Genomic DNA, 12,324 nt, shown 5'->3' with positions numbered 1-12,324 from the left:
TTGCAATCGTATCGACTATTGATTCTTCCTTTTTTGATTCTGGCGGTGTCCTTTACAATTTTGTATCCGAACTTTGCCGATCGCAGTTTAAAAGTTGTAGTAAGAGAGGACGTTTACTCTCTACCAGAAGCGGAACAAAAAGTTTTGGTAAATGGATTTTTTGAACGTTGGGCGAAAGACTATGGTAAAACTTCTGGTTGGACCATTGAACCTCAAGGCGTTCTTCCTCCTAAAGAAAACCCGTCATATACTGTGACAGGTAGGTTTATTACTTCTGCAAAAATAAACCAAATCTCACAAGAGAACCAATCACTAGTGAGTGAATCAAAAAACAAACTAGAACCAACTTGGATTGAAAATGCCATTCGTGGTGGAAAATCATTATCCATCAAATTGGGTCTCGACTTACAAGGTGGTATGCGAGTGGTTCTTAAAGGGGACTTTGAGGACTATACTAATAAACTCAAAGATCTTTATGCAAAAGAACTAACCGAACTAAACGTTACTCTTAAAAATCCAACGGCAAAACCAGAGGAGAAGGAAAAAGCAAAATCTAGACTCGCAGAAATAGAATCTAGTTTTGATCTTTCTCCCATGCGTAAAATTGTAGAGTTAGAAAAAGCAAAGATGATTATCGACAATCGTCTGACTACACAGAATCTAACAGAACCTCAGGTTCGTATCCAGAAAGAACAGGATGCAATAGAAGTATCTCTTCCTGGAGTTTCCAATTCAGCTGCCATCTTAGAAATTCTACAAAACACAGAAACTGTGGAATATCGTTTAGAAGAACCAACTCCTTTTGTTTTCAAAGGTTTGATTGCGGACAACGAACGTCGTATGATGGACCTCGGCCAAAGAGAAAATACTGATATTTTTCTTTTCCAAGAGTTAGTAAAAAGCAAAGCAGGGAAAAAAGCTCAAGACGAGTTTTTAGAAAACTTAGAAAAAAAATACAATATCCCTAAAGACTATAAAGTATATGCAATGTGGGCTCGTGGAAATTCCGCGAAGTCAAATTTGCTTCCTCGTAGTTTTGTTGTTTTGGAACGTAAAATTGCTCTTTCTGGTAATGATATGACCAATGCACAACCATCTTATAATTCTAATTCTTATGGTTGGATGGTAAGTTTTACTCTCACTCCGAATGGGGCAGAGAAGTTTTTTGATCTTACTTCTGAAAATCGTGGTCGTAACCTATCGATTGTTTGGGGAGATAAAGTTATCTCTAATCCAGTCATCAACGATCCAATTGCTGGCGGTCGAGCAGAAATTTCTGGAAGTTTTTCTGAACAAGAAGCGATCCGATTGGCAAACGTTATTTCTGAAGGAGCTCTTCCTATTCCTCTTTCTGTTTTGGAAATGCGATTCATTGGACCAACACTTGGTATTGAATCCATTGAAGTGGGTGTAAAAGCCGTAGCCATTGGATTCTTTTTGGTTATGATTTATATGATCTTCTATTACAGGTTAGGTGGGTTTATCGCAGATATCTCCCTTCTTGTCAATATTATCATTTTAGCAGCACTTCTCACTCTAATGGATTTTACCTTAACTCTTCCAGGGATTGCGGGTATCATTTTGACGGCAGGTATGGCCGTGGATGCGAACGTTATTATTTATGAAAGGATTAGGGAAGAAATAGAAGAGGGTCGGGCATTATCGATTGCGGTCACTCGTGGTTTTGAAAACGCATTCTGGACCATTATGGATGCAAACGTTACAACTCTAATTGCTGGGATTCTAATGATTCGTCTTGGAAATGGACCTATCAAGGGTTTTGCGATCACTCTTTGTTGGGGTATTGTTACCACTCTCTTTACATCTCTTTTCCTCTCTAGATTGTTTATGGAGTTAGCAGTAAATCGAATGGGTGTTCACCACTTAAATTTAAGACCTTTCTTCTTTGGGAAAAAGGAGACAACAAATGTATAATATCAATTTTACAAAGTATAAATACTTTACTCTTAGCTTTTCACTTTTCCTGATTGTTGCCGGATTCGTTGTCACCTTCGTTAAGTATGGTGGGTTTGCGCATTCCCTGGATTTTAATGGTGGGCTTAGGACTGTTGTAGAACTTCCTGCCGACAAATCTCGTAACGACTTGGACAATTACTTCCAATCGAAAAACATTGAAGCAGTTGTGATCCTTTTAGAAAAAGATAAAAATATCTACCAATTGGATATTGGGCTTGGATCACTTGATACAATTGAATCTTTGTATCAAGAAATTCCAGAAGTAAACAGGGAAACTTCCACTTCGGCCATAGACCGATTTGTGCAACTCCTGCGTTACGAATACAAACTGCCTAAAGAAAAAGTTCTTTCTGCTGATCAAGTGGGTGCGGTAGTCGGCGGTGAGTTAACAGAAGTAGGGATCACTCTTCTTTTAACAACACTTGCCATCATACTTTTGTATTTGAGTATTCGTTCTCAGTTTAAGTTTGCTTTGGCATCAGCTATCGCACTGGTTCATGATATTTTGATGACTTTGGCACTAATCGGATTTTTACAAATCAAACCAAGTGTTCCTATCATTGCAGCCCTTCTTACCTTACTTGGTTATTCCATTAACGATAAAATCGTAGTATTTGATAGAATCAGAGAAAATTCACATGGAAAGGACAACTTAGCTCTTTCTAATGTGATCAATGTTTCTATTAGTCAAACATTAGGTAGAACCATCAATACATCCTTTACTACGATGATCTCTGTTGTGGCGATCATCGTGGGCGGGGCAGCGGAATTGTATGACTTTGCTTTTGTGCTTCTCTTTGGAGTACTTGTGGGAACATATTCTTCCATCTATATTGCGGCACCAATTTCTGAGATCTACGACCAACTCAGGAAAAAAAGATTTACATAACAAATTATCTATGAATGCAGAGAAACGAAAGGAAACTTATTCTCTGCATTCCCTACTTGGGTTTTTGGCAATGGGAAAAACCGGCGCCAATCCTCCTGTCTCTGCAGTATTAACCAATCTCGAAGGATCGATTCTCGCAAGTGCTCATACCCAAAACTTTGGGGGAAATCATGCAGAAAGAGAACTTTATTCTCGTTATCCAATCTCCCAAACGACAGATCTAAAAGAAAATAAAAATTCGGAACCAAGTGACCTTACGAATTCAAACCAAACAAACGAAATTCTTTCTGTTAGTTTAGAACCTTGTACCCATTTTGGAAAAACACCACCTTGCCGTGATTTGGTGATCGAAAGAAAGCCAAAGGAAATCAAACTAGGTTGGAAAGATCCAAACCCTCTCGTTGTATCCGGAGATTGGGAAACTTATACAAAGGCTGGAATTACTGTAGGCCTGGATCCAATGCTCGCCAAGGTATCTCTTCCTTATTTACAAGGATTTCTCACAAGAATTCAGACAGGGCGTCCCTGGATTTGGATTAAATCCGCTACTTCCAAGGAAGGAAATTTTGCTTCTTCGGATAAAAAAAGGGAAAGGGTGAGTTCAGAAGAAATAGATCTCTCCTTGCAGCTGTTACGTGCTAAGGTAGATGCCATTGCCGTTGGCCCTGGGACGGTGGTTTCTGATTCGCCCTCTCTTCATTTCCGGATCTCAGAGGAAATGATACTTTCCCACAAACCAGGAATACGGATCACAGAATTAGAACCTTTTTTTGAAGCTGGCTCGGGACTTGTTTCCTCTATCTTACAATATGGAAAAGATACAACTGAAATTCATCGTTTGGAGGAAAACCTCTACCAACCGTATCGTGTATTCTGTTTAGATCTAAAACATCTACCCACTGACGAGTTCTTTAGAAAACAAATAGAACTCACTGAAATGATGGGTGAAAAAAAATGTATTTTTTTTATTTTATCGGAAGAGGATATAGAATCTTTTGATCCGAAGTTAGAGAATCATATTCAATCACTTTCTAAGTTTGAAGGTGTTTGTATCAAACCGGATGACGCGGTGAAATTTTTGGAGATTTTGGGTGATCTCGGGATCAATACTTTGTTATGCGAGGCTGGGAATTTTTTTCCTTCCTTTTTAGCAGAGGAACTTACGGAAACAGATCGAATTCTTGAGATTCGGAATGAAAATAAATCTCTACCAGACGGAATTCCTTTTGTTTTTCAGAATGAACTTCTGATTTCTGAATACCAAGTCGGGTCCAATCGTATTTTTATTAGAAAACTAAAAGGGAGTGTTTAGAATATGTTTACAGGTCTTGTCGAAACCCTTGGAAAAGTTGTCGCAATCGAACCGATTGACTCTGGTATTCAATTTACAATTCAAACAGAATGGGAAAATCCAGATCTCAAAACAGGAGACTCCATCGCCATCAATGGGGCTTGTATGACTGTTACTGAATTTACGGATCTAGGAAATTTATTCAAATTCTATGCTTCGTTTAAGTCTTTAGAAATCACCAACTTATCAAGATTAGGTGAAGGATTCTCTGTGAATTTAGAAAGGGCGATGTCTCTCGGACAACGTTTTGGCGGACATATGGTCCAAGGCCATGTGGATGGAATGGCAAAAGTTGTTAGTCGCAAACAAATTGAAGCGGAAGTAGAAGAGTTTTGGGTGGAGATCCCTGAAGAACTTCGACGTTATTTTGTAAAAAAAGGATCCGTCACTTTGGATGGGATTAGCCTTACAGTTGTGGATGTAAAGGATGGAAATATCCAACTGATCTTAATTCCGGAAACAATGGAAAAAACCAATGCAGGTTCCTGGAAAAAAGACCAAAGATTGAATGTAGAAGTGGATGTACTCGCTAAGTACATCGAAAACTATTTGAGTCAAAGGTCTGGTTCTTAGTTTCTTTTTAAGAGATCGTCGATCTCGGAATCAGAATCGTCATCAACATATTTGCTTTGAAAATCCGAGGAACTCATAATCTCAAAAAACATATCAAGTTTTGCTAATTTAAAAACATTTTGAATCATTGGTTTCATTCCCACAAGAATGAGTTTGCCTTTTTTGTTTTTGAGAGAGTTTAGACTTTTGATGAGAGAACCAATTCCGGAGGAGTCGATATAATCCAAACGACCCATTTCAATGGAAACAACACTTGGGTTTGGTTCTATCAATTTCGCAAAAATAGATTCAAACTCTTCTGTGGACTCAATGTCAAATTTACCTGCAATTTCAATGGTTTTGATCTTTCCTGTTGTGTTCAGTTTCAGTTCCACATGGCCTCCGATCCGGAATATTTAGACAAAAGAAAGGGGAAAAATCAATGACTTTCTTTGGGAATCTTCTTTAATTCGGAACGGCTTTCAGAGTTTTAGTATATAGAGGCCTTTCCCAATGATACGTCCGATCGAAGAAGCAATCGAAGAAATCCGCCAAGGCAAAATGATCATTCTTGTCGACTCTGAAGACAGAGAAAACGAAGGTGATTTGGTTTGTGCCTCAGAATTTGCGGACAAAGACAAAATTAACTTTATGGCAACCCACGGTCGGGGTCTTATCTGCGTCCCGATGGAAAGAGAAAGATTACAGGGCTTAGGTCTTGGGAAGATGGTCGATGATCTGACATTGGGAGACAAACACGGAACTGCCTTTACCGTATCAGTGGATGCCAAACATGGAACCTCTACGGGAATCTCGGCACATGACAGGGCAAAGACTGTGGAAGTCCTTCTTGATCCTAAAACAAAATCTGAAGATTTAGTTCGGCCTGGGCATTTATTTCCTTTGCAAGCGGTGACAGGCGGAGTGTTACGAAGGGCAGGTCATACAGAGGCAGCAGTCGACTTGTCAAAGTTAGCGGGTCTTTACCCGAGTGGTGTCATTTGTGAGATTATGAATGACGACGGCTCAATGGCTCGGATTCCTGACTTGGAAAAATTTGCTAAAACTCATGGACTCAATATTTATACGATAGAAGATTTAATTCGTTATAGAAGGCATAAAGAAAAATTAATTCATTTGGAAGTGGAAGCAAGTTTACCAACGGAGTTTGGTGATTTTAAAATCAAAGCCTATTCCACACAAATTGATGATAAAGTCCACATGGCACTTGTGAAAGGTGAGATCGATCCCGAGAAACCGGTACTGGTTCGTGTTCATAGTGAATGTTTGACGGGAGATATTTTTTCGTCACAACGTTGTGATTGTGGCCCCCAACTTCATAATGCCCTCCGTATGATTGAAAAAGAAGGGACAGGTGTTCTTCTTTATATGCGCCAAGAAGGACGTGGAATTGGAATCATCAACAAACTAAAAGCCTATTCCTTACAAGAAGGTGGCCTTGATACTGTCGAAGCCAATGAAAAATTAGGATTTGCTCCTGACTTACGTGAGTATGGAATTGGCGCTCAAATTTTACGAGATATCGGGGTGAAACAAATGAAACTCATCACGAATAACCCTCGTAAGATTGTGGGCCTTGAAGGTTACAATTTGCACGTAACGGAAAGAGTTCCGATTGAGATTGATCCTGTAGAAGAGAACACTCGGTATTTGCAAACTAAAAAAACGAAGTTAGGGCACTTACTCAATCTTCACGGTTGATCGCATCGATCTAACGAATCAAACAATCCGTATTTCCGCTAGAAAGGAAAACCTTTTTTAGCGGGTCAGTGGTATTTGAGATTTAGAAAGACTTTTTAAATCGAAGTGGTCTATGGAGATAAACGACTTCGTTTCCAACTCGATTCGATTCTTTCAAAGGAAATCCGATCGTGCAAACGTCCCACCCTTCCTTGCCAAAACTCGATTTTGGTAGGGAATACAGAATACCCACCCCAGTTTTCAGGTTTAGGAATTTCTTTTCCTTCCCACTCTTTTGTAAGAGAGGCAAATTTCTCTTCTAAGTATTCTCTCGATGGGACCACCGAACTTTGATTTGATGTAAGGGCTCCGATTTGGGATTCTCTGGGTCTAACGGCAAAATAAGTATCTGATTCTTCTTTGGATACGCGGGTAGCACGGCCTTCGATTCTGATTTGTCTTTCGAGTTTTGGCCAAAAGAAATTGAGTGCCACATGGTGGTTCTCAGCAATATCTTTACCTTTATCAGAATCATAATTGGTAAAAAACTGAAACTCATCACGGATCAGGCCTTTGAGTAAAACAATGCGCACCGAAGGTTGGCCTGTTTTGTTTACCGTGGCAAGGCTCATTGCATTTGGTTCTGCTTCTCCTTCTTCTTTTGCTTCCGAAAACCAAAGACTAAATAATTTTAAGGGATCAGAACCTGCTGTTTCTTCAGAGAGAACGGAGCGAGTGTAGAGTTTTCTCATATGTGGTAATTCATTTAATGGTTCCATCGATTGGAAATCCCTCCCAGTTGTAGTAGTGGATCAGTAGTTTTGAAAAATAAGTTAAAAATAGTCCGAGGGAAAAATACAGACCCATAGGAATTTTTTTCCCTTTTAAGGGTTCGCCTTTTTTTCGTAAAAGAAAACTAAATCCGACAGCAAGTAAATAAGCAGAATTAAAATACAAAATCCAAAAGGGATTTCCGGCAATGGCAGCGAAAGTAGGAGAAAAAAGGACATCACCAAGACCAGTGCCACCACGGAACAAAAGATAAATCAAAAGATAAAACCCTAAAAATCCTAAAAAGACCCAAATTGATTCAAGATTACCGGCTTCACCAAACAAGAAATAGTTGGAAAGGAAAGCAAAACCTATGATAAAGGGAAGGTTTTCATAATCCAAAGAAAATTTTGCCACATCTGTCATCATGGAGATGAGTAGGTGTCCAAATAAAAAAAGTAGGAAGAGGGTTCCAAAAATATCTTCTGAAACAAAAAATACAAAGATGGCAATCAGTCCAAAAAGAAATTCTGTGAGTGGATAGAGTTTGGGAAGATTGGTTTCACAAGACTTACATTTTCCTTTTGTGAAAAACCATCCCAAAATAGGGGTGAGGTTTGTTTTTGTCACCAAATGCCCGCAAGATGGACAATGGCTTGGTTTTGCGAAAATGATTTTCCAACGTTTGAAACCAGTTGTTTCTTTTCTTTTTTTGCCATAACAATAAGTGAGGATTCTTTCTGCGAGTGTTGTGTAAAAACTAGCTAAAGCCCCTCCAAAAAAAAATAGGATTCCATAGGTCGAGAGGGTCCAAAGTGATAACCAAATCGATTCGTCCATAAAATCCAATTTCTACCTTTCTCTCAATCGGAAGGAAAGAGTTTAACTTTCCTTAGAAAGTTCCTGTAAGGCTTTCATCCCTCGTTTCAAAGTATCCCATTCCGTGGCAAAGGAAAGTCGCACAAAATTCTTTTGATCACAAAAGATAAATCCAGGAACTAAGATTAGATCTTTTTTAACGGCTCTTTGGATGAACTCTTCATCAGTGACTGGAACTTGGAAAAAGGAATAAAAAGCCCCACCCGATTTTTGGATGGGATAATAGTCTTTTAAGGAATCATAAACAAAGTCGCGTTTTTCTTTATAGTCCTGGATGTAAGCACTCATATCTGTTTTGAGTGCTTCGATTCCCGCCCATTGGGTAATGGAAGGGGCACAAACAACAGTGTACTGCTGTAAGGTGGTAAGGGCTTTGATCACCTTGTCCTCGGCAAGAATGGTCGCAAGCCTAAGCCCTGTCATATTATAGGTTTTGGAAAAACCAGTGAGTGTGATGGTTTTTTCATACTCAGAGCCAATCGAAAAAAACTGTTTATCATAATCAAAGAGTTCATAAATTTCATCACTGATCAGATAAGCACCTGTCGATTCCGCTAAGTTCGCGAGGGCTCGGAGTTGTTCTTTCGAAAGAACTTTACCCGTAGGATTGGAAGGATTGGAAAAAATGATAAGTTTGAATTTCCTGGATTTTAATGATTCTAAATCCTCTGGTTTGAAACTTTCTTCTAAGGGAACTACTTTACCACCATAGAACTTTAACATCGCAGGATACATTAAAAAGTAAGGGGAGATCACTAAACATTCATCCCCTTCGTTCACCAGTGCATTGAAGAGTAAAAACAAAGCAGAAGAAATTCCTGAGGTAACAAGGATCCGGTCTTCATGGGCATAAGAAATTTTGTTTTGTGTTCGGTATTTCTCGGCCATTGCTGATTTTAATTCAGGAATCCCACCAGTTAAGGTATAAGAGGTTTTCCCGTCCTGTGCCGCTTTTGTTAAAACCTCGATAATGTTAGGTGGGCAAGGAAAGTGCGGTTGGCCGATACTCAAATTGATCGGGTTTTGGATACTCCGTGCTAGCTCAAAAGCCTTGCGGATAGGGGAGGAATCAATCCCATACATTCTATTTGCGAAATCCATGGAATCATCATGGTTTTTTAGGGAGGTACGGGTCAATAGAATTTGGTTTACACCTAGGAAATGGGTAGAAATCTGAAGGATATGGAATTTGTTACCATCGCCGATGTGAAAGTGCCGGTCCTCCCGCACTCTAGTAAGTTTCCCGTTTTCCCTTCTAGCCTAGTCGAAACCGACTCGGTCAAACAAACCTTACAAAAAATTCTATACCCAATGCTTGAAGGCATTCCTGTCCTTCTTGTCGGAGATGCCGGTGTTGGAAAAAACGCACTCATATATTATATCAATTCCCTTCGCAAACAATCCACACTTCGGTTTAGTTTTAATGAAGACACATTGCCAGAAGATCTAATTGGTTCTTACCGCATCCTTCTGGATGGGAAAGGATTTACCTGGTCGAATGGACCTCTCACCAATGCTTTGTCGGAAGGACTTAGTTTTGTGGCCGATGAGATGAACCTCTGTGCACCAAATATCATCAAACGATTTTCTTCTGTTTATGAATCCAACTACTTAGATCTTTTGGAAGGGAGCGGGGAAAGAGTGAACGGAAAAACTGGATTCTGGTTTATCGGAACTCAAAACCCCAGTGAAGGATTTGAAGGAAGAAAACCCCTTCCTTTTGATATCACAAAACATTTTGCAGTTGTCTATGTAGATCCTTATTCTCCAGATGAAATGTTTTTTATCTTAAAAAAACTCTATCCTATGCTTGGGGAAGATGTTTTAAAACAAATCATTCGGATTAGTTTGGAATCAGAAGCTCGGATCAAAGCGGGTGAGATTGGAAAGGGTGATTTAGAAAAATACCATTTCAACTTACGAACTCTGCAAAAATATTGTAACCGGTTGGTTCTATTTGGCGCAAAGGACAAAGCCGTTGCCGCAAGAGAAGCACTCTATCTATTCGAAGAACCTTTCCGTAAAAAAGAAGACAAAGCCAAACAGAGAGAACTCATCGAATCCGAGTTTGGTGGTGGAATCAAAGTAGTTCCTACCAAAGGTTATGTGCAAGGTTCTACTATTTTTTGGAATGATAAAGAAATCAAGACTTGGGAAGAAAAAAAGACCATCTCCCTTCTTTCCGCTTATCCCACACCAGAACCAGTACTACATTTTCTCGACCAAGTATTTACGGCCATCCAAGCCAAAGAAAATATCTTAATTGAATATAGAGAAGACCAAGACCCACAAGAGTTTTTACCACTGTTTACCGAACTCACAGGTATCGAACTTGAATCGGTGATGTTATCCAAAGGGATGCATACCTCCGATGTAGTGGGTGCCTTAAAACCGACTGAAGAAGGAAATATTGAAAGTGTCACTTGGGTGGACGGCCCCCTAACACGCTCTATTCGAAAAGGTCATATCATTCTGATCTCAGGACTTGAATCTGCTGGTGCCGAACTTGTAGAAAAAATGAATATGTTAACGGATGATGCACGCTCTCTCACTCTCCCTCCAGAGTCAGGCGAATACCTTCCCATCCAACTCACAGAAAAATCCATTGTGTTTGGAATGAAGTCTTTTCGTGCATCGAAATCGGTAACAACGATATCTCGTGCCTTTCGGAATCGCTTCACACCCATTCTTTTCCCTGAACTAGAAGATACAAAAGTTTTAGAAGAGATTTTGGAATTTTATCTTCCGGAAGGAGTGCTCCCACGTTCTTTGGCAAGGTTTCATCTGAAAGCCAAAGAGTTGGCAGAAAAACGAACCATTGGTTCTGCAAACCTTATGCCTTACCGATTTGGAATCTCTAATCTTTTGAAATGGAAAAATCATATCTATCGATACAACCAAACAGATGTGAAAGACATCGCCATTCGTGGGGGAAAGATTTATTATACCAACCAAATTGCTGATCCAAAAGAGAGAAAGGAACTCGAACGCCTTTTAGAAGGTTATCTTTCTGGTGTAGAAGTCGTATCAACACTCTTCGAGGAAATCGAAGAGAAAAAAAAAACGTTTACCGTTGAATCAGGACTAAATCGTAAAAATTGGTGGGATCCCGAACTCCATAAAAGGGACCCACTAACAGGTGTTGCTAAAAAACTCAACTCCGGTGTAGAAACCAAAAGGGGAATTGAGATCAATACTCCAGAAACTGGCGGGGCCACCAAAGAAGGCCCGGATGCTTGGTATGGACAAGATACCCAAGGGAACCAAGGCCAAGGCGAACCACAAGGTGGTGGCGGTGGTTGGGGTTACCGAACGGAAGAACTCTACAAACAATTTTTGAAAAAACGCCGTCTGCTTTGGGATTATTCCATCATGGTAGGTCTTGAAGAATTTAAGTCTGTCTTTGGAAAAGAACTCGAAGAGGTGGAACTCAATTTAGAACAACTTTTTGATCCCGAAATTGACATCCACCGGATGTACAAAAACGAAGGGTCGAGGGTGGATGCAAGAAAATACATTTCGTACAAAAGTGGAAGGGGAGATACTAAAATCTTCGATAAAACCACAATCGAAAAGAATGATGAAAAACTAAAAGGTGTCGAAGTTACCTTCCTTGTTTCGAAATGTCGCCGGATCTTTAACTTTGAATATTCGATTGCGATGCTTTCGGCTCTTCTTGTGAGTTTGCACATTTTAAACGAACATGATATCAAAACAAGTGTTCATACTTTTTGTGATATCAAAAACTCCAAAGACACAGTGGATATTTTTAATTTAAAGTCAGCGGAAGAAGATTATACCGCAGAAAAGGAAGAAGAGGTTTTTTCTGCTCTTTGTAAAAATTGGCATGGGGACAGCATCCCTGAATACCAAGTGCTTTCCAATTCGGAGCGTTTTTTTTCTCCGGATGCCCAAACCAAGATCATTGTGATCCTTTCTGACTTCCGCGGGCAAAGGGCCAAGACCTATATTGAGGACGAACTTTCGTCTTTTGATACTAGGAAATTGAAAGAAGCTGTACTGAAAAACCAGGACAAAAATTATGTATTTTTAGGGGTGGGACTTGGGTCTCGCTACATTGCGGAACATGTGTTCCAAGATTCCCTTCAGATTACGGCAGATAACTTCTATTCCATGCCAAATTTGATTGGAGCCGAAATTGCAAGATTGGTGCAAATCCACCATTCCCTTAGGCAATAATTAG

The 12,324-nt window shown here is 39.7% G+C and carries 10 protein-coding genes; 6 read left to right on the top strand and 4 right to left on the bottom strand.

Annotated elements, in window-relative coordinates; translation table 11 throughout:
* The 4 genes from secD to EHQ70_RS04775 are packed head-to-tail and all read left to right on the top strand — an operon-like array spanning position 1 to position 4,790.
* Positions 1–1,935 carry a protein translocase subunit SecD gene (gene secD / locus EHQ70_RS04790; protein WP_135583975.1) on the top strand — a complete coding sequence of 645 codons (1,935 nt, stop codon included), beginning with the start codon at positions 1–3 and terminating at the stop codon, positions 1,933–1,935.
* Positions 1,928–2,866, top strand: a complete 939-nt coding sequence (secF, locus tag EHQ70_RS04785; RefSeq protein WP_135583973.1) for a protein translocase subunit SecF — start codon at positions 1,928–1,930, stop codon at positions 2,864–2,866. The genes secD and secF overlap by 8 nt, the downstream gene beginning before the upstream one ends.
* 10 nt (positions 2,867–2,876) lie before the next feature.
* Complete coding sequence (locus tag EHQ70_RS04780) at positions 2,877–4,178, top strand: bifunctional diaminohydroxyphosphoribosylaminopyrimidine deaminase/5-amino-6-(5-phosphoribosylamino)uracil reductase (protein ID WP_135583971.1); 1,302 nt, start codon at positions 2,877–2,879, stop codon at positions 4,176–4,178.
* A gap of 3 nt (positions 4,179–4,181) precedes the next feature.
* Entirely contained in the window at positions 4,182–4,790 is a 609-nt protein-coding gene (locus EHQ70_RS04775) for a riboflavin synthase (RefSeq protein WP_135583969.1), read from the top strand.
* Here EHQ70_RS04775 and EHQ70_RS04770 read toward each other — a convergent pair.
* On the bottom strand, positions 4,787–5,164 hold the full coding sequence (locus EHQ70_RS04770) for an STAS domain-containing protein (RefSeq protein WP_135583967.1): 378 nt from the start codon (positions 5,162–5,164) through the stop codon (positions 4,787–4,789). The genes EHQ70_RS04775 and EHQ70_RS04770 overlap by 4 nt on opposite strands.
* A 118-nt stretch (positions 5,165–5,282) precedes the next feature.
* On the opposite strand from EHQ70_RS04770, the gene EHQ70_RS04765 reads away from it, so the two are divergent.
* Positions 5,283–6,491 carry a bifunctional 3,4-dihydroxy-2-butanone-4-phosphate synthase/GTP cyclohydrolase II gene (locus EHQ70_RS04765; protein WP_135580587.1) on the top strand — a complete coding sequence of 403 codons (1,209 nt, stop codon included), beginning with the start codon at positions 5,283–5,285 and terminating at the stop codon, positions 6,489–6,491.
* Between the two features lie 110 nt (positions 6,492–6,601).
* On the opposite strand, the gene pdxH is transcribed toward EHQ70_RS04765, so the two are convergent.
* The 3 genes from pdxH to EHQ70_RS04750 are packed head-to-tail and all read right to left on the bottom strand — an operon-like array spanning position 6,602 to position 9,221.
* Complete coding sequence (gene pdxH / locus EHQ70_RS04760; protein ID WP_208729491.1) at positions 6,602–7,249, bottom strand: pyridoxamine 5'-phosphate oxidase; 648 nt, start codon at positions 7,247–7,249, stop codon at positions 6,602–6,604.
* Positions 7,233–8,081 (bottom strand): prepilin peptidase, encoded by an 849-nt coding sequence (locus tag EHQ70_RS04755; RefSeq protein WP_135583965.1) that lies wholly within the window; start codon positions 8,079–8,081, stop codon positions 7,233–7,235. The genes pdxH and EHQ70_RS04755 overlap by 17 nt, the downstream gene beginning before the upstream one ends.
* A 42-nt stretch (positions 8,082–8,123) precedes the next feature.
* Positions 8,124–9,221, bottom strand: a complete 1,098-nt coding sequence (locus tag EHQ70_RS04750; RefSeq protein ID WP_208729490.1) for a pyridoxal phosphate-dependent aminotransferase — start codon at positions 9,219–9,221, stop codon at positions 8,124–8,126.
* A gap of 81 nt (positions 9,222–9,302) precedes the next feature.
* Here EHQ70_RS04750 and EHQ70_RS04745 point away from each other — a divergent pair, with 81 nt between their 5' ends.
* Entirely contained in the window at positions 9,303–12,320 is a 3,018-nt protein-coding gene (locus EHQ70_RS04745; protein WP_135584359.1) for an AAA family ATPase, read from the top strand.
* The last annotated feature ends 4 nt before the right edge of the window (positions 12,321–12,324 follow it).

It is taken from the genome of Leptospira congkakensis, assembly GCF_004770265.1.
In the GTDB taxonomy this organism is placed as follows: domain Bacteria; phylum Spirochaetota; class Leptospiria; order Leptospirales; family Leptospiraceae; genus Leptospira_A; species Leptospira_A congkakensis.
Note: the sequence above shows the minus strand (reverse complement) of the source record. Positions and strands in the feature narration are given on the sequence as shown.